The organism is Pantoea sp. E956-1 (assembly GCF_982223955.1).
On the sequence record NZ_CEUYZP010000016.1, the window covers coordinates 1 to 19,162 of the forward strand.

Annotated in this window: 15 protein-coding genes and 1 riboswitch; of the genes, 5 read left to right on the top strand and 10 right to left on the bottom strand. The window is 54.8% G+C overall.

Going from position 1 to position 19,162, the window contains the following annotated elements; translation table 11 throughout:
• Positions 1-357: 357 nt before the first annotated feature.
• A complete protein-coding gene (gene murI, locus AC0T7J_RS24005) occupies positions 358-1,209 on the bottom strand; it encodes a glutamate racemase (RefSeq protein WP_473798011.1) in 852 nt (283 codons plus the stop codon).
• Positions 1,154-3,031: a TonB-dependent vitamin B12 receptor BtuB gene (btuB, locus tag AC0T7J_RS24010; RefSeq protein WP_473798013.1), complete on the bottom strand. Its 1,878-nt coding sequence runs from the start codon at positions 3,029-3,031 to the stop codon at positions 1,154-1,156. The genes murI and btuB overlap by 56 nt, the downstream gene beginning before the upstream one ends.
• A 69-nt stretch (positions 3,032-3,100) precedes the next feature.
• Positions 3,101-3,283, bottom strand: a riboswitch (cobalamin riboswitch).
• Positions 3,284-3,393: 110 nt separating this feature from the next.
• Here btuB and trmA point away from each other — a divergent pair.
• Positions 3,394-4,497, top strand: coding sequence for a tRNA (uridine(54)-C5)-methyltransferase TrmA (gene trmA / locus AC0T7J_RS24015; RefSeq protein ID WP_473798016.1), 1,104 nt, complete (start codon positions 3,394-3,396; stop codon positions 4,495-4,497).
• Between the two features lie 259 nt (positions 4,498-4,756).
• Here the strand turns inward: trmA and AC0T7J_RS24020 are convergent, their stop codons facing one another.
• A complete protein-coding gene (locus AC0T7J_RS24020; protein WP_010258126.1) occupies positions 4,757-5,110 on the bottom strand; it encodes a YijD family membrane protein in 354 nt (117 codons plus the stop codon).
• A gap of 14 nt (positions 5,111-5,124) precedes the next feature.
• Entirely contained in the window at positions 5,125-5,772 is a 648-nt protein-coding gene (gene fabR / locus AC0T7J_RS24025; RefSeq protein ID WP_473798019.1) for an HTH-type transcriptional repressor FabR, read from the bottom strand.
• Between the two features lie 192 nt (positions 5,773-5,964).
• On the opposite strand from fabR, the gene sthA reads away from it, so the two are divergent.
• The gene (gene sthA / locus AC0T7J_RS24030; RefSeq protein WP_010258130.1) at positions 5,965-7,365 is read left to right on the top strand and encodes a Si-specific NAD(P)(+) transhydrogenase; all 1,401 of its coding nucleotides are present in this window, start codon (positions 5,965-5,967) and stop codon (positions 7,363-7,365) included.
• Here sthA and oxyR read toward each other — a convergent pair.
• Positions 7,348-8,265 carry a DNA-binding transcriptional regulator OxyR gene (oxyR, locus tag AC0T7J_RS24035; RefSeq protein WP_010258132.1) on the bottom strand — a complete coding sequence of 306 codons (918 nt, stop codon included), beginning with the start codon at positions 8,263-8,265 and terminating at the stop codon, positions 7,348-7,350. The genes sthA and oxyR overlap by 18 nt on opposite strands.
• Before the next feature lie 124 nt (positions 8,266-8,389).
• Between oxyR and AC0T7J_RS24040 the strand changes: the two genes are divergently transcribed.
• On the top strand, positions 8,390-9,124 hold the full coding sequence (locus tag AC0T7J_RS24040) for a glutathione peroxidase (protein WP_473798023.1): 735 nt from the start codon (positions 8,390-8,392) through the stop codon (positions 9,122-9,124).
• A gap of 118 nt (positions 9,125-9,242) precedes the next feature.
• Here the strand turns inward: AC0T7J_RS24040 and argH are convergent, their stop codons facing one another.
• From argH to argC, 4 genes are all read right to left on the bottom strand, one after another.
• Positions 9,243-10,616, bottom strand: a complete 1,374-nt coding sequence (argH, locus tag AC0T7J_RS24045) for an argininosuccinate lyase (protein ID WP_473798026.1) — start codon at positions 10,614-10,616, stop codon at positions 9,243-9,245.
• A gap of 90 nt (positions 10,617-10,706) precedes the next feature.
• The gene (locus AC0T7J_RS24050; protein WP_022624925.1) at positions 10,707-11,924 is read right to left on the bottom strand and encodes an argininosuccinate synthase; all 1,218 of its coding nucleotides are present in this window, start codon (positions 11,922-11,924) and stop codon (positions 10,707-10,709) included.
• Between the two features lie 24 nt (positions 11,925-11,948).
• On the bottom strand, positions 11,949-12,725 hold the full coding sequence (gene argB, locus AC0T7J_RS24055; protein ID WP_323169657.1) for an acetylglutamate kinase: 777 nt from the start codon (positions 12,723-12,725) through the stop codon (positions 11,949-11,951).
• Between the two features lie 14 nt (positions 12,726-12,739).
• Complete coding sequence (gene argC, locus AC0T7J_RS24060) at positions 12,740-13,744, bottom strand: N-acetyl-gamma-glutamyl-phosphate reductase (protein WP_473798031.1); 1,005 nt, start codon at positions 13,742-13,744, stop codon at positions 12,740-12,742.
• A gap of 167 nt (positions 13,745-13,911) precedes the next feature.
• Between argC and argE the strand changes: the two genes are divergently transcribed.
• Together argE and ppc are read left to right on the top strand one after the other, a co-directional pair.
• Entirely contained in the window at positions 13,912-15,060 is a 1,149-nt protein-coding gene (gene argE / locus AC0T7J_RS24065) for an acetylornithine deacetylase (RefSeq protein WP_473798034.1), read from the top strand.
• 354 nt (positions 15,061-15,414) lie between these two features.
• Positions 15,415-18,066 (top strand): phosphoenolpyruvate carboxylase, encoded by a 2,652-nt coding sequence (gene ppc / locus AC0T7J_RS24070; protein ID WP_473798037.1) that lies wholly within the window; start codon positions 15,415-15,417, stop codon positions 18,064-18,066.
• 95 nt (positions 18,067-18,161) lie between these two features.
• Here the strand turns inward: ppc and metF are convergent, their stop codons facing one another.
• Entirely contained in the window at positions 18,162-19,061 is a 900-nt protein-coding gene (metF, locus tag AC0T7J_RS24075; RefSeq protein WP_473798039.1) for a methylenetetrahydrofolate reductase, read from the bottom strand.
• Positions 19,062-19,162: the final 101 nt, after the last annotated feature.

The window sequence follows — 19,162 nt, forward strand, 5'->3', positions numbered from 1 at the left end:
CTGTAAAACGTCATAATGAATTTCATTATGTGTTCACTCGTGAGGCTTGATATTTTTTACGTCCGGAGACGCTGATATCAATCCTGCGAGTGCCCACACAGATTGTCTGATAAATTGTTAAAGAGCATGCCGCGATTTACTGCGGCGCGGGCTGCGTATATTACGCTTTCCGCATTGTCAGTCAAGCATTTATTTTCGCTTAACTCACTGGTTCGTATGATTTCGAACCTACTCAACCCGGCGCTTCGTAAGCCGTTGTGCCGTGTCAGTGGAGGCGCATTATAGGGAGTTCTCGGAGGGTGACAAGTGCTAATTTCAAATAAAATTCCGAGTGCTGATTTTTTCAGCTAAAAGCCGCTAAAGCGCCAGTTTTTCCAGCAACGGGAAGCCATAACGCCGTAAAACGGGTGATAATTGTACCGCTTCGCCATCCAGCTCCGTACAAAATGCAACGCTCTGCTGCGATGAATGCACTTCAGGTGCTTCATGCTCCAGCAGCCAGGCTGTGCGTCGTGCAATTGCCGCACCGGAATCAATCAGACGCGTCCCTTCCGGTAACACCTGCTGCAACTCTTCGCGCAGTAAAGGAAAGTGCGTACAGCCTAAAACGACCGTGTCCGGTGGTTCCGCCATCCGCAGCCACGGCTGAACAATACGGCGCACCTCATCCAGTGCCACGTCCTCACCATGGAGCTTCGCTTCGGCCAGCTCCACCAGCTCCGCTGATCCCAGCATCTCTATCTTGCAGGAACCGGCAAACTGCGACACCAGCTCATGGGTATAAGGACGGCGAACCGTAGCACGTGTCGCCAGCAAGCCCACTACGCCATTTCGCGTCAGGCGCGCGGCCGGTTTAATCGCCGGAACCACCCCCACAACAGGAAAGGCAAAACGTTCACGTAAAGCGGGCAACGAAACGGTGCTGGCCGTATTACAGGCGATGATGACTAACGAGAGAGGATAGCTGCGGGTTATGGCCTCAACGATAGCGACCACCCGATCCACAATGAAGGTCTCGCTTTTCTCACCGTAAGGGAAGCCAGCGTTATCGAAGGCGTAAAGATAATGAAGATCCGGCAACAGCTGACGGACCTCATCATAGACAGAAAGCCCACCGACGCCGGAATCAAACACCAGCACGGTGGGACGCAAATCAGAAGTTGTAGCTGCCGCTGAGGTAATACTCTCGTCCTGGTGTCTGATAGCCATACACTGTCTCGTAATCTTTATCGAACAGGTTGGCAATTCTACCACGAACCGTGAGTTGTGAAGTGACCGGATATGAGACAGCGAGATCCCACAGGCTGACGCCACCTAACTTCACGCGCCGGCTGGGAGAGCTGTTAAAGTCTGTATCATAACGGTCACCCAGATAATGGTAGGTGACTGACCAGTCAAACTCATACAGCGTCCAGTCGAGCTGGTATTTCACCTGCTGCTTAGCCCGGCGTACGAGCGGCTGATCGGTGCTGCCATCCCGCGCGTCGACATAATCATAAGAGAGCTGATGCGCCAGCGGCCCGGTGTCGAATCCTGCGGTCGCTTCAACGCCTTTAATACGAGCCTGCTTAATGTTGTAGTAACGGAAAGTCGCCGGATCGCTATCAATCAGATTATCAATGTCGTTGCGATAGCCCGACACGCGCCAGTTCACCGGTCCGCTCAGCCCTTCAAAACCCCCTTCCCACTGCTTACTTTTTTCAGGATCGAGGTCGCGATTGCCATAAAACGTGCTGTAAACCTGTGACAGATTAGGCGCTTTAAAGGCGGTGCCATAAGAAGCGAACGCGCGGTAGCCGGAGATAAACTCCCATGAGGCCGCCGTCTGCCAGGTGTTATGCCAGCCAAACTGATTGTTGTCGTCACCGCGTACCGCACCTTCAAGGGTGACGCTGCCAAACTGCTGCTGGCCAGTCAGGTAGAGACCGGTATTACGCTGCTCATAACCCTCTGACAAATAGTTCGTGCCCGGCTCGGTCGTCTCTTTCTGCCAGTCGACACCCGCGCTGATCGCCCCCTGCCCCACCTGCACGGTGTTGCCCCACTGCAGATTGTACTGGGTGACATCATCAAAGGTGGACGCAGCACCGTAGCGGCCATTGCGCGGATCGTAGTTGATGTCTTTGGTATGGCCATAACTGGCGATGAGCTGGGTAGAGTAGAAGTCACGATTGAAGCGTAACCCGGTGTCCCAGGTCTGGCTGTAGAGCTGGCGGGTATCCGCCAGCCCGATAATAGTGGAATTATTATCGTAGGTGTATGAACCGTCGTAGGCGGTGCGGTTATCAAACCCGTAGCCGCGCACAAAACCACTGAGTTCATCGCTGAACTGATGTTCAAGGTTGCCATACAGGGTTTTGCTCATGAAGCCGTCGCGGTTGTGCTGCGCCGGGCCGTAGTCATTGGGATAACCCGCCACCACGTCATACCCTTTGGTATAGGTGTAGTTGCCTGCCAGGGTGAGTTTTGTTGCATCGCCCAGCATCTGCTGGGTTGAGCCGTCGTAGGATTGATAGCCGTTGGACCCGACGCCCGCCGTCAGCGTGGTGCCCGGTTGCGATCGGCCCGTGATGATATTCACCACGCCGCCAATCGCATCGGAACCGTAGACTGCAGAACGCGCGCCGCGAATATATTCGATGCGCTGCACCAGTGACAGCGGGATCTGGCTGAGGTCAGACGAACCGGTGATGCCCGCCTGATTAAGCCGGATACCATCAATCAGGATAAGTACATGTCTCGATTCGGTGCCCCGGATAAACAGCGAACTCTGCTGTCCTAACCCGCCACTTTGCGCGACATCGACACCCGGCAGGCGGCGCATCACATCCGTCAGGCTTTTGGCCTGCCAGCGATCAATCTCATCACGTGTGACAACGGTGGTGGGTGCCAGCACTCCTGAAACAGGTTCAGCAAAACGGTTGGCGGTCACTATTTGCGTATCATCACTCCCCTGAGCAAAACCGTATTGCGCCCAGAGAGAAATCGCCGTTGCGCTCAGAGCGAACAGCGAAACAGTTTTTTTTGTCATTTTTATCGCATCCATAAGACGAAGCAGGATGCCGCAGGCCGACAATCAATAGCACGCGATGATTGTACGAGTAGCGACGTTACACCGGCAGGTCTTCGGGCTGGGAACCATAAGTGATGATGACTTCCCATCCCACAGGACAGTGTCTGCAATTGCACTCATCACGACATTCCTTACCGCTGCGCGTCAGCTCCAGATTCACACTGGATTCCCTATTAACTCGGGCTTGAGGCCGGCGTCTGCAGTCTACGGAGTGGATATACGGAAGTCCAGACTGCCAAATATCTTCTCGCTGCAGGACTGGACATCAGCAAGTGAATGCCTACAATCGCCCGCTGGTAAGCTATTAATCAGGATTGCTCATGACACCCGAACATCTCCCCATTGAAGACTATGACGCACAGCTGGCGGAAAAAGTCAGTCGTTTAGAGACGATGATGACGCCGTTTGCTGCGCCCGACGTGGAGGTGTTCCGTTCACCGGTCAGCCACTATCGGATGCGTGCTGAATTCCGCCTGTGGCACGACGGCGATGATATCTATCACATCATTTTTGATCAGCAGACACGCCAGCGGATCCGTGTTGATCAGTTCCCGGCGGCCAGCCAGCTGATCAATCAGCTGATGCCAAAGATGATCACGGCGATCCGTGATAACCGTACCCTGCGTCATAAACTGTTCCAGATCGACTATCTGTCGACCCTGAGCAATCAGATTGTAATTTCGCTGCTCTATCACCGTAAACTGGATGATGAGTGGCAGCAGGCAGCCGCGGCGCTGCGTGACCAGCTTCGCGCGGAAGGGCTGGATGTGCAGCTGATTGGTCGCGCCACCAAGACTAAAATCTGTCTGGATCGCGACTACGTTGATGAGTGTCTGCCGGTGGCAGGTCGCGAGATTATCTATCGTCAGGTCGAAAACAGTTTTACCCAGCCTAATGCGGCGATGAATATTCAGATGCTGGAGTGGGCGCTGGATGTGACGCAGGATTCACAGGGCGACCTGCTGGAACTCTACTGCGGTAATGGCAACTTCTCGCTGGCGCTGGCACGCAATTTCCGCCGCGTTCTGGCGACTGAGATTGCCAAGCCCTCTGTTGCATCAGCACAATACAACATTGCCGTGAATCAGATTGATAATGTGCAGATCATTCGTATGGCGGCAGAAGAATTTACCCAGGCGATGAATGGCGTGCGCAGCTTTAATCGTCTGGAAGGAATTGACCTGACCAGCTACGAATGCGAGACCATTTTTGTCGATCCGCCGCGCAGCGGACTGGATGAAGAGACGGTGAAAATGGTGCAGGTGTATCCCCGTATCCTTTATATCTCCTGCAATCCGCAGACCCTGAGCGACAATCTGCAGACACTGGCGGAAACGCACGACGTGACGCGGCTGGCGCTGTTTGATCAGTTCCCCTATACCCACCATATGGAATGCGGTGTCCTGCTGACACGTAAAGCGTAAATAAAAATGGGAACCCTGAGGTTCCCGTTTTGAAATTGTTGATACCGTGCTGGCCAAGGGCGAGGTCAGCCGCAACGCATCATTTTAAAGCTCAGGGAACATGGGCAGAGGAGGAAAGCGTCCCGCGCCATGGAAGGCGGTTTTTGCGTCTTTCCGATCTGACCGTGTTTCCTGTGCTGGCTCGGTCTGACAGCTAATCGGGTCAGACGCCATCAAAAAAACAAAAACGGGAACCCTGAGGTTCCCGTTTTTTTTATCACTACTGATTACGCTTGCGCTTAAAACGCGTCGCAATCCAGAACACCAGCGCTACCATCAGAACGGTGGGAACGAAGTTGGAGCCAATGTCCGGGTATTCTGCCCGCACCAGCGCGCTATAAACCAGAATCCCCAGCAGGAAAAACGCCGCTGCCAGTCCTGGCATACCGTCCGGCATATTGGTGTTGAGATAACGCTGATGCAGACACCAGGCCGCCAGACCCAGCGCAATCAGCGGAAAAATCGAAAAGGGAACAAAGGCGCTGAACAGCACAGAAAACGAGCCGTTAATCGCTAAGCCGGTAATAAAAGCCAGTACCAGTGTGCTTTTATCGCGAGTACCTGGGTGGGTCATGGACTGATCCTTACTCATTGCTCTTCGGGTTTTTCCAGGGTGGCCGCCAGTCGCTCTTGCTCCCGGCGGTACCAGTAATAGGCGCCTTTGGCGATCATACGCAGCTGTAGCACCAGCCGATCCTCAAGCTTACGTCGCTGCTCAGCATCAACATCCAGTGCTTCTGCACCGGCGCTGAAAACAATGGTCACCATCGCTTCAGCCTGCGCTTCGGTAAAACTACGCGGCATACGATTTTCGACCTCAAGATAATCGGCCAGTTCAGCGATAAAGTGCTGAATTTCACGCGCCACGGCGGCACGAAAAGCGGCAGAAGTGCCGGAACGTTCACGCAGTAACAGGCGGAAAGCGTTGGGGTTGTTGCCGATGAACTCCATAAAGGTCGCCACCGACGTTTTGATGATACTGCCGCCTTTGGCAATACGCTGGCGCGCTTGGCGCATCAGCTGTCGCAGCATCAGCCCGCTTTCATCTACCATCGTCAGGCCAAGCTCATCAACATCCTTGAAATGACGATAAAAGGAGGTAGGTGCAATCCCGGCTTCACGGGCAACCTCCCGTAAACTCAGACTGGCAAAACTGCGCTCGGCGCTGAGCTGACTGAACGCTGCTTCAATCAGTGTACGTCGTGTACGTTCTTTTTGTTGCGCTCTGACGCCCATTCTCTCTGCCTTTAGCGGTGTTAAGCAGGCACTATAACAAAATTTTCAGCGTACAGATTGGCAATCTTTGCCACCGCCTGTGAACCTCACTCTTTGTCAAAATGTGATGAAAATCGCTGATAGAATTCAGAAGTGCGCGACGAGATGTTAGAATCTCGTTGTAAAAATGTATAAATAATAGGACGTATCGGTATGCAAAAGTCTTACGATTACGATGCCATTGTGATTGGCTCAGGGCCCGGCGGTGAAGGGGCGGCGATGGGGCTGGTAAAACAGGGAGCGCGCATCGCTGTGATTGAACGCTACCACAACATCGGCGGCGGTTGTACGCACTGGGGCACCATCCCTTCTAAAGCCCTTCGCCACGCCGTCAGTCGCATTATTGAATTCAACCAAAATCCGCTCTACAGCGATCATACCCGACTGCTTCGCTCCTCTTTTGCCGACATTCTCAATCACACTGAAAACGTGATCAGCCAGCAGACAGCCATGCGTCAGGGCTTCTACGAGCGTAACCGTTGTGAACTTTATCAGGGCGATGCGCATTTTGTTGATGCCAATACCATTGAGATTGAGCAACCGGATGGCACGCGTGAAACGCTGACGGCAGAGAAGTTTGTTATCGCCTGTGGTTCACGACCTTACCATCCTGACAATGTCGACTTTACTCATCCACGCGTTTATGACTCCGACTCTATTCTCAATCTGCACCACGAACCGGGCCACGTCATTATTTATGGCGCGGGCGTGATTGGCTGTGAATATGCGTCGATTTTCCGTGGACTGAACGTCAAAGTTGACCTGATTAACACCCGCGATCGCCTGCTGGCGTTTCTTGATCAGGAGATGTCTGACTCTCTCTCTTACCACTTCTGGAACAGCGGTGTGGTGATTCGTCACAACGAAGAGTTTGAGAAGATCGAAGGGGTGGAAGATGGCGTCATCATGCATCTGAAGTCGGGTAAGAAAGTGAAAGCCGACTGTCTGCTTTACGCCAACGGCCGTACCGGCAACACCGATTCACTGTCGCTGGAAAATGTGGGTCTGGAAGCGGATGGTCGTGGCCTGCTGAAAGTGAACAGCATGTATCAGACGGCTCAGCCGCACATTTATGCCGTCGGTGACGTGATTGGCTATCCAAGCCTGGCTTCAGCCGCCTACGATCAGGGCCGTATTGCCGCTCAGGCGATTATCAAAGGGGAAGCGTCAGCGCACCTGATTGAAGATATCCCAACCGGGATTTACACCATTCCGGAAATCAGCTCCGTGGGTAAAACCGAGCAGCAGCTGACGGCAATGAAGGTGCCTTACGAAGTGGGCCGCGCGCAGTTCAAACATCTGGCGCGAGCGCAGATCGTTGGCATGAACGTTGGCAGCCTGAAGATTCTGTTCCATCGGGAGACCAAAGAGATTCTGGGAATTCACTGCTTTGGTGAACGTGCCGCCGAGATTATTCACATCGGTCAGGCCATCATGGAGCAGAAAAATGGTGGCAACACGATTGAGTATTTCGTGAATACCACCTTTAACTATCCGACCATGGCCGAAGCCTATCGCGTTGCGGCGTTAAACGGCTTAAACCGCCTGTTTTAACGCGGCATCGAAATAGTGCTGCATATGGGTTTTAATCGCCTCTGCCAGCTGTTCATAACGGCTGCGCAGAGGTGAACCCGGACGATAGACCAGCGCAATCGTGCGCTGTGGTACCGGTTTGTAACAGGTCAGGTAGCAGACGCCGTCGCGGATACGCTCCGGTGGAACTGCCAGCGCCGGTAGCAGCGTAATCCCGCTGCCTGCCGCCACCATATTACGCAGCGTCTCAAGACTGGTCGCGCGAAAATGGGTATCTTCATCGGCACCCGCCTCAAAGCAGAACCCCATCGCCTGGTCACGCAGACAGTGCCCATCTTCCAGCATCAGCAATTTCTCGCCTGCCAGATCAGACATGGGCACCCGATCACGATCGCACCACGGATGATCGGCATAGACTGCCAGCTTCATCGGCTCATCAAACAACGGCACTTCGATAAAGGCCTGGCTCTCTTTGACCAGCGCGATAATCGCGCAGTCCAGCTTACCGCTATCGAGCTGTGCCAGCAGTTGCTGCGTCTGCGCTTCGTGCAGATACATCTCCAGTTTCGGGAATGTCTGGTGCAACGTCGGGATAATTTGTGGCAATAAGTAAGGCGCGGTGGTTGGGATGAGGCCGATATGCAGCGGGCCTGACATCGCTTCACCTTGCTGACTGGCCATCTCTTTCAGCACTTTCACTTCACGCAGCACCGTTCGCGCCTGATCCACCAGCAGCAAACCTGCCTGGGTGAACAGTACCTTACGGCTGGTGCGCTCCAGCAGCATCACACCCAGCTCATCTTCCAGCTTACGGATCTGCCCGCTTAACGTCGGCTGACTGACATGACACGCATCCGCGGCACGGCGGAAATGACGGTGTTCAGCAAGCGAAACCAGATATTCAAGATCACGAATATTCATTATTACCCTCCAGACCACGATAGCCCGTGGCGATAGATAGAATAGCAATGAACGATTGGCCCTATCAAGGGTGGTCAGGAATAATGCGCGCATCAAACGGAACGCGGTATGTCAGGAGAAAAAAATGTTTGCAAGTCAGGAAGGTAAAGCTATTCCGTCAGTGACTTTTCACACACGTCAGGGCGATCGCTGGGTCGATGTCACCACTGAAGCGCTGTTTAAAGACAAAACGGTCATCGTTTTTTCACTGCCGGGGGCATTCACACCGACCTGCTCCTCCAGCCATCTGCCGCGTTACAACGAATTAGCGGGTCTGTTTGCCCGGCAGGGTGTGGACAGCATTCTGTGCGTCTCGGTGAATGACACGTTTGTGATGAACGCCTGGAAAGCAGAACAGCGCGCAGACAATATTACCTTTATCCCTGATGGCAACGGCGAGTTTACCCGTGGCATGGAGATGCTGGTTGAGAAAGCCGATCTCGGCTTTGGCCCACGTTCATGGCGCTACTCGATGCTGGTGCGTAACGGCGTGGTAGAGAAAATGTTTGTTGAGCCAAATAAGCCGGGCGACCCATTTGAGGTTTCAGATGCCGACACCATGCTGCGCTATCTGGCGCCCGAGTGTAAAGCACAGGAGTCGGTCTCGATCTTCACCAAACCTGGCTGCACCTTCTGCACCCAGGCAAAACAGATGCTGATGGATCATGGTATTCAGTACGAAGAGATTGTTCTGGGACAGGATGCAACAACCGTGAGTCTGCGCGCCGTTTCAGGCCGGGCGACGGTACCGCAGATCTTCATGGGGGGTCGTCACATTGGCGGCAGCGATGATCTGCAGCAATATTTGCTGTCAGCGTAAGAGAATCTGAGTGTCAGCCGGGAGAGCTGGCACTTTGATGATGTGCCTATAAAAATGAGTAATTCTGAAGCTAGAGGTTGGCGGGCATTTAATATGCCCGCTTTTTTTTGCCTGTTGATTACGCCAGACGCTGCTTTGCGTCACCGATGGCACGCGCAACCTGCTGTGGCGAAACGCCGCCCTGCGCATTACGCTTATCCAGACAGGATTGCAGCGCCAGAATCGGATAGACATCCTCGCCAATCACCGCACTGAACTCCTGCAGCTGTGCCAGCGACAGCGCTTCCAGCGCCACACCCTGACCGATAGCGGCCACCACCACTTCGCCAACGATATGGTGAGCTTCACGGAACGGCACGCCTTTAGCGACCAGATAGTCAGCCAGTTCAGTGGAGTTTGCGTAACCCTGTTCAGCCGCTTCCTGGCAGCGCGGACGTTTAACCTGCAGGCCATCCAGCACCAGTACTGACATATGCAGACAGTCGAGCCAGGTGTCGAGCGCGTCAAACAGCCCCTCTTTGTCTTCCTGCATATCTTTGTTGTAGGCCAGCGGCAGACCTTTCAGCGTCATCATCATGCCGGTCAGCGCGCCCTGCACCCGGCCACACTTGCCACGAATCAGCTCCAGCGCATCCGGGTTTTTTTTCTGCGGCATCAGCGATGAGCCGGAGGTCACTTTATCTGACAGCTCGATAAAGCCCGCTTCACCGGTGTTGAAGAAGATCATATCTTCGGCGAAGCGCGACAGATGCACCATGCCGATGGCAGCATCAGAGAGCAGCTCCAGCACATGATCGCGGTCTGATACGGTATCCAGACTGTTGCGCGTGGCAGACGCAAAGCCCAGCCAGCCTGCCAGTTGCTGACGATCGATCTCATACGCGGTACCGGCCAGTGCGCCACAGCCCAGCGGGCTGACATCGAGCCGCTTCAGCGTATCCTGCAGACGACTCTCGTCACGCGCCAGCATTTCAACGTAGGCCAGGCACCAGTGCGCAAACGTCACCGGCTGCGCACGCTGCAGATGCGTGTAGCCCGGCATCACCGCATCCTGATTGGCTTCGGCGGTGACCAACAGCGCCTGCTGCAGATCACGGGTGGCACCCAGCAGTGCCTCAATCTGCACCTTGCACCACAGCTTGAGATCGGTCGCGACCTGATCGTTACGGCTCCGGCCGGTGTGCAGTTTTTTACCCAGCGCACCCACCTTGTCGATCAGCTGGCCTTCAACCCAGCTGTGGATATCTTCGGCGTCGCTCTGCAGAATCTGCTCAGGATTCTCACGGACTTCATCCAGTAACGTATTCAGGGCCGCTTCCAGCTGCTGCTGCTCATCCTGAGTCAGAACATTTACCGTCACCAGCGCTTTGGACCAGGCAACAGAGCCAATAATGTCCTGCTCTGCCAGGCGGTAATCGAAGCGCAGCGAGTCATTGAACTGTTTAAAACGTTGATCCGCTGCCTGAGTAAACCGTCCACCCCAAAGTGCCATGTGAAAACTCCTCTGAATCGTTAAACAAGAGGCGGCATAAATGCCGCCCCTGAAATGAAACTGTGAGGCGAGGCGCACCTCGCCTGAAAATTACTTCTTCTGCTCGTTCAGGGCGCGGATACGCGAAGAGAGCGAGAACAGACGGATAAAGCCGCCCGCATGACGGTGATCGTACACTTCATCTTCACCAAAGGTGGCGAACTCTTCCGAGTAGAGGCTGTTCGCGGAACGCTTCTGGGTGGCTGTTGCCTGGCCTTTGTAGAGCTGCAGCACCACTTCACCGTTAACCTCTTCCGCCAGCGATTCGGCAGCGGCCTGAATCGATTTACGCAGCGGGGCGAACCAGCGACCGTCATAAACCACATAGGACATCTCATGGCCGAGCTGCTCACGCCATTTGAAGCTATCGCGATCCAGCACCAGCTGCTCAACCGCACGCAGCGCATTGACCATGATGGTGCCGCCAGGGGTTTCGTAGCAGCCGCGGGATTTAATCCCTACCAGACGGTTCTCAACGATATCGATACGGCCGACGCCATGTTTTGCGCCCAGCACGTTAAGTTTTTCCAGGCACTGGAACGGACTCAGTTTTTCGCCGTTAACCGCCACAACCCGACCTTTTTCCACGGTCACGGTCACTTCTTCAGGCTGGTCAGGCGCTTCCAGCGGATCGACAGTCCAGACCCAGCAATCTTTATTTGGTGCATTGGCCGGGCTTTCCAGCACGCCACCTTCGGTAGAGATGTGCCAGGCATTCTCGTCGCGGCTGTAGATTTTCTCCAGTGACGCGGTGGTCGGAATGTTGCGCTCTTTCAGGTAGTCCAGCAGCGCTTCACGTGAACGCAGGTTCCATTCACGCCACGGGGCCACCACTTTCAGCTGCGGTGCCAGCGCGGTGTAGGTGGTTTCGAAACGCACCTGGTCATTCCCTTTACCGGTTGCGCCGTGACACAGCGCATCCGCACCCACTTTCAGCGCCAGCTCAACCTGGGCTTTAGCGATGATAGGACGCGCCATTGAAGTGCCCAGCAGATAGGTGCCTTCATAGAGGGCGCCAGTCTGCAGCACCGGATAGACATAGTCGCTGATGAACTCTTCACGCAGGTCAACCACGTGGCATTCAGATGCGCCGGACTGCAGGGCTTTCTTCTCTACACCTTCCAGATCGCCGCGCTCCTGACCGATATCCGCGACAAAAGCGACGACTTCACAGCCGCCGTAGTTCTCTTTCAGCCATGGAATGATGGCCGAAGTATCAAGACCACCGGAGTAAGCCAGAACGATTTTTTTGATGTTTTGCGTTTGCATTTCGTAATCCTTGAATCAGAGTCGTTAAGCGAGAATCCGGGTGCCAATCGACACGCCGTTAAACAGGTCAGGTAGCCGCTCAGCATGACGCCAGCTGGCAATATCCACCGGACGGCCCAGAGTACGCGCCGCATCAAGCGCAGCGTGCACTTTCACAATCATGCCGTCGGTAATAATGCCCTGGGTAATCAGCTGCTCAGCTTTGTCGGCGGTCATCTCTTCGATGCGCTGACCTTTGCCGTCGAGAATACCACTGACGTCTGACAACAGGACCAGATCAGCGCCCAGCGTCGAGGCCAGTGCGGTCGCCGCCTGGTCAGCGTTAACGTTCATCAGTTCGCCGCTGTCAGTAATACCAATTGAGCTCACCACCGGCATATAACCAGCCGCCAGCAGGGTGTTCAGCAATGCCGGATCGCCCGGCATTGCGTGGCCAACATGGCCGAGTTCTTCATCGAAAGGTGTGACGTTCACGATGCCCGCATCACCCAGGCAGAGGCCCACCGCGTTAATGCCCGATTTTTTTGCCCAGGCCAGCAGCGTTTTATTCGCGGTTCCCGCCAGCGCACCGGTAATAATGTCAATCTGATCGGCTGGTGTGACACGCAGGCCATTTTTCTTCTTCACCGGCAGCGCCAGCTTTTTCATCAGTTCATCCACCAGGCAACCGCCGCCGTGGACAATGATCAGCGGGCGCTGATGGGCGCTGCGGTAGGTCAGCAGCGCTTCAAACAGGCGGGCCAGCGCTTCTTCGCTGTCTAACAACACACCGCCCAGCTTGATAATCAATGGATTGGTCATGGTTTATTTATCCGTTAAATCAGTGACTGCGTTTCAGGGAAGCCGAACCGGATGTTCAGGCACTGTACCGCCTGCGATGCCGCGCCTTTCAGCAGATTATCTTCGGCGGCCACGACAATCAGATGCTCGCCCTGCACTTCAAAACCGATATCGCAGTAAGGCAGGCCCACAACGGCTTTTAGCGCCGGCACGCCCTTTTCATAGAGCCGCACCAGCGGCTTGTTGTCATAGGCGCGATGGAAAACGGCGGCAATATCTTCACGGCTGACACCCGCTTTAAGACGGCAGGTGATCGTTGCCAGGATACCGCGCGGGAAGTTACCCAGATGCGGAGTGAAGATCACCGGCGTACCAAGGTGCGCGACGATTTCCGGGTGATGACGATGATTGAACAGGCCGTAAGGCTGCAGGCTCACTTCGCAGAAGCTGGTGCCGACATTGGCTTTACGTCCGGCACCGCTCACGCCGCTGGTGGCGTTGATTACCGGCCACTGCGCCTCGTTTAACAGTCCGGCATCCACCAGGGGCTTCAGCGCCAGCTGCGCAGCGGTCGGATAGCAACCTGGCACAGCCACCAGCTGCGCCTGCTGAATTTTCTCATGCTGATATTCGGCAAGGCCGTAAACGGCTTTATCCAGCCAGTCGCCATGCTGATGGGTGAAGCCATAAAAGCGGGTATAAAAGTCTGCGTCATTGACGCGGAACGCGCCCGACAGGTCGAACACCATACAACCAGCCTTGAGAAATTCCGGCGCCAGATCGTGACTGACTTCGTGGGCCGTCGCCAGGAACACCACATCCACCTTGTCTGCCCACTCGGCCGCGCTGCTCAGCGGCTGCAGCGGCAAATCCACCACACCTTTCAGCTGCGGATGAAGATCGGAGAGGCGCTTGCCGGCATCAGGGCTTTGCGCCGAAACCGCCAAAGCGGTTATGTTGATATGTGGATGGCGATTCAGGAAGGTGGCAAGCTCTGTACCAGCATAACCACTGGCACCAACGATCAGCGTATTCAACATCAGGCTGTAACCCTTTTTACAGTCGCACGTTCCGGGTCGCGGCCTTGCCCCGTTACCCACCCTGTCATCTGCAGTGATTTAAGGTTCCCTTGCAGAGGACGTTAATGTATTTTTATTCACTATTACTGCATGAATATGGATACATCCTAACCCAAGGACCGTCAACAGTGAAGACAAAATTACCGCCTTTTATTGAACTGTACCGCCAGTTAATCGCAACACCGTCGATCAGCGCAACCGATGCCGCACTGGATCAGAGTAATGAAACTTTAATCAATTTGCTGGCCGGCTGGTTTCGCGACCTCGGCTTCAGCGTTGAAGTGCAGCCGGTGCCCGGCACCCGCAATAAATTTAATATGCTGGCGCGTACCGGAAGCGGTGCGGGCGGCCTGCTGTTAGCGGGTCACACCGATACCGTTCCTTTTGATGATGGTCGCTGGACACGCGATCCCTTTACCCTGACCGAGCACGACAACAAGCTCTATGGCCTGGGTACGGCAGACATGAAAGGCTTCTTCGCCTTTATTCTCGATACGCTGCGCGATGTGGATGTCAGCACGCTGAGCAAGCCGCTCTATATCCTCGCTACGGCCGATGAAGAGACCACCATGGCTGGCGCCAAATATTTTTCTGAATCGACGCAGCTGCGCCCCGACTGCGCCATCATCGGTGAACCAACCTCGCTTAAACCGGTGCGTGCGCACAAAGGTCACCTGTCGAATGTGATCCGTATTGAAGGGAAGTCGGGCCATTCCAGCGATCCCGCCCGAGGGGTCAATGCCATTGAGTTGATGCATGAGTCGATCACCCACCTGATGCAACTGCGTAATACGCTGCAGGAGCGTTATCACCATGATGGCTTTGCCATTCCCTACCCCACCATGAATTTTGGTCATATTCATGGGGGTGACGCCGCTAACCGTATCTGCGCCTGCTGTGAACTGCATATGGATATCCGGCCGCTGCCGGGACTGTCGCTGGGCGATCTCGATGGGCTCCTGAACGAGGCACTGGCACCAGTCAGTGCACGCTGGCCGGGCCGTGTCACAGTAGCTGAACTGCATCCGCCGATTCCCGGCTACGAGTGTCCGGCAGATCATGAACTGGTCAGTGTGGTCGAGAAATTGCTGGGTATACCCACTGAGGTGGTGAACTACTGCACCGAAGCGCCTTTTATTCAGCAGCTCTGCCCGACGCTGGTACTGGGTCCGGGGTCGATTGAGCAGGCACATCAGCCTGACGAATTTATTGATACTGCATTTATTAAGCCGACAAGGGCGCTTATCAGTCAGGTTGTGCAGCATTTTTGTCACTGATTAACAGCAAATGGGGCATTTCACTGAATTAACAGTAAAATGCCCCTTCATTCTGCGGGATTTAGCAATAAGAATAACTTATCCCGCTTCCTTACCCATAAATTCTACCAATTTCCGTTATTTAGCCGCATCTTCAGCGCACTTTAACGCATTTGACGAACGCAACATTACGTGGCTAGATAAAAGACGATGTTATGCCCACCGGGTGATTATCCAGAACGTTTCAGAATGCGGACAGGCGGCAACGGAGCCGGTTCCCTGTAGATTAGGGGGGAACACGATGTTGCTGATTTTTCTGCTGCCTGAAAGGTCGGGTGTAGAAGTTTTTCAAGACGATAAGGGTGTCAGGGTCCAATGAACGAACAATATTCCGCAATGCGAAGTAATGTCAGTATGCTCGGCAAACTGCTCGGGGATACGATTAAGGATGCACTGGGAGAGAACATCCTCGACCAGGTGGAAACCATCCGTAAGCTCTCTAAGTCATCCCGCGCAGGAAACGACACTCATCGTAAAGAACTGCTCAATACGTTGCAGAACCTCTCCAACGAGGAGCTTCTGCCGGTTGCTCGCGCTTTTAGCCAGTTTCTGAATCTCACCAACGTGGCTGAGCAGTATCAGACCATCTCGCAAAGTGGCGAGGGTGAGAACCATCCTGAACTGCTGAAAAAGACCTTTGATATCCTGAAGCAGCAGAAAGATATCAGCGAAAGCGACATCCTTGCGGCCATTGAGTCGCTGTCACTGGAGCTGGTGCTGACGGCTCACCCGACTGAAATCACCCGCCGTACGCTGATTCACAAGCTGGTCGAGGTTAACAGCTGCCTGAAACAGCTCGATCACAGCGACGTCTCCGACTACGAACGTAACCAGATTATGCGCCGTCTGCGTCAGCTGGTGGCACAGGCGTGGCACACCGATGAGATCCGCAAATATCGTCCGACCCCTATCGACGAAGCCAAATGGGGCTTTGCCGTAGTGGAAAACAGCCTGTGGGAAGGCGTACCCGCTTTCCTGCGTGAGCTGAACGAACAGGTAGAAGAGGCGTTCGGCATTAAGCTGCCGGTCGATTTCGTGCCGGTTCAGTTCACCTCATGGATGGGTGGCGACCGCGACGGTAACCCTAACGTTACGGCGGCGATTACCCGCCACGTTATGCAACTGAGTCGCTGGAAAGCCACTGACCTGTTCCTGCGCGATATCGGCGTATTGATCTCTGAGTTGTCGATGTCAGAGTGCACTGAAGAGATCCGTGAACTCAGCGGCGATCCGGAAGCGCTTGAACCTTATCGTATGATCCTGAAACGTCTGCGCAGCCAGTTAATGACTACCCAGTCATTTTTGGAACGCCGCCTGAAAGGTGAACGTCTGCCGCGCCCGGCCGATCTGCTGGTCTCCAACGCTCAGCTGTGGGATCCGCTGTTTGCCATCTATCAGTCACTGCAAAAGTGCGGCATGGGCATCATCGCCAACGGTCAGTTGCTTGATACGCTGCGCCGCGTGAAATGCTTCGGCGTGCCGCTGGTGCGTATCGATCTGCGTCAGGAGAGTACCCGTCACACCGAAGCGATTGCTGAAGTGACCCGCTATCTGGGCCTCGGCGATTATGAAAGCTGGTCCGAAGCAGACAAGCAGGCCTTCCTGATCCGTGAACTGAATTCCAAGCGTCCGCTGCTGCCTCGCAGCTGGGAACCCAGCGATGAAACACGTGAAGTGCTGGAGACCTGTCGCGTCGCGGCTGAAGCGCCACAGGGTTCTATCGCCGCCTATGTTATCTCGATGGCGAAAACCCCTTCTGACGTGCTGGCCGTGCATCTGCTGCTGAAAGAAGCAGGCATCGGTTATGCCATGCCGGTTGCACCGCTGTTTGAAACGCTTGATGACCTGAATAACGCCAATGACGTGATGAGCCAGCTGCTGAGCATCGACTGGTATCGCGGCTTTATTCAGGGCAAACAGATGGTGATGATTGGCTATTCTGACTCGGCGAAAGATGCCGGTGTGATGGCCGCCAGCTGGGCGCAATATCAGGCACAGGATGCCCTGATTAAAACCTGTGAGAAAGCCGGGATTTCACTGACGTTGTTCCATGGACGCGGTGGCAGCATTGGCCGTGGCGGCGCACCCGCCCATGCAGCGCTGCTGTCGCAACCGCCAGGCAGCCTGCGCGGCGGTCTGCGCGTGACTGAACAGGGCGAGATGATTCGCTTTAAATATGGTTTACCCGCCGTGACCATCGCCAGCCTGTCGCTTTACACCGGCGCAATTCTGGAAGCGAACCTGATGCCGCCGCCGGAGCCAAAACGTGAATGGCGCGACATTATGGATCAGCTCTCCGCCGACTCCTGTGCGATGTATCGCGGTTATGTGCGTGAAAATGCTGACTTCGTGCCCTATTTCCGCTCAGCGACGCCGGAGCAGGAGCTGGGTAAATTACCGCTGGGCTCACGTCCCGCCAAACGCCGGCCTACCGGCGGCGTGGAGTCGCTGCGTGCGATTCCATGGATTTTCGCCTGGACGCAGAACCGTCTGATGCTGCCCGCGTGGCTGGGTGCCGGTGCGGCCCTGCAACAGGCGATGGCCGCCGGTCATCAGGATCAGCTGGAAGCGATGTGCCGCGACTGGCCATTCTTCTCTACCCGTCTGGGTATGCTGGAGATGGTATTCTCAAAAGCGGACTTGTGGCTGGCGGAATATTACGATCAGCGTCTGGTCGAGAAATCACTCTGGCCGCTGGGCAAACAGCTGCGCGATCAGCTTGATGCGGATATCAAAGCGGTCCTGACCATTGCCAATGACTCACACCTGATGGCTGACCAGCCGTGGATTGCCGAGTCAATTGCACTGCGTAACGTCTATACCGATCCGCTCAACGTACTCCAGGCGGAACTGCTGCATCGCTCGCGCGCGCGGGAAGCGAATGGCGATGAACCGGATGCCCGCGTTGAGCAGGCGCTGATGGTGACCATTGCCGGTGTCGCGGCAGGCATGCGCAATACCGGTTAACGGAGGTCAGGCGCTGACAATCGTCAGCGCCGCTCTGCAGTAAAAACAAAAAAGTCGGGACTCTCCCGACTTTTTTATTGGCTGAAGCAGAGCGGTTAAGCCGCCGCAGCAGCAGGACGCACGCCCAGGGTGTGACAAATGGCGTAACTCATTTCGGCACGGTTCAGCGTGTAGAAATGGAAATCCTTCACCCCTTCGCGTGACAGGATTTTTACCATATCCATCGCGATATTGGCTCCCACCATTTTGCGCGTTTCCGGATCGTCATCCAGACCGGCAAACATCGCGCTCATCCAGCCTGGCACGCGCACATTGGTCAGCGTGGCAAAGCGTTGCAGTTGTTTAAAATTAGAGACCGGCAGAATGCCCGGCACAATTTCCACGTCAATGCCGGTCGCGACACAGCGATCGCGGAAACGCAGATAGCTTTCAACATCGAAGAAGAACTGAGTAATGGCCCGGTTGGCGCCTGCATCGATTTTTCGCTTCAGGTTAATCAAATCCGCCTGGGCGCTTTTCGCTTCGGGATGGACTTCCGGATAGGCCGCAACCGAAATATCAAAATCACCCACCTCTTTCAGCAGCGACACCAGATCGCTGCCGTACATTTCTGGCTTACCGCTGCCTGATGGCAGATCGCCGCGCAGTGCCACAATGTGACGGATGCCGTTGTTCCAGTAATCCTGAGCGATGGTACGCAGTTCATCGCGCGTGGCATCGACACAGGTCAGATGGGGTGCGGCTTCCAGACCGGTGCGATCTTTAATGCCTTTGATAATGCTATGAGTGCGATCGCGTTCGCCTGAGTTCGCACCGTAGGTCACAGAAACGAATTTCGGTTTCAGGCTGCTCAGGCGATCGATGGAGGTCCACAGGGTCTCTTCCATCTCGCTGGTACGAGGCGGGAAGAACTCAAATGAAACATTTATTTGCCCGTTCAGCTCAGCCAGGCTCTGGTTTAGCGCTTCGCGCTGATTGGCATGAAAGAAACTCATCCTGCACCCTCATCGATTAACAATCGGCCTGAGAACATCTACACGTTTAGACGTCCAGATGTTCAAAATGACGTAATCTGGCTGTGCCGTCAACTTAAAAA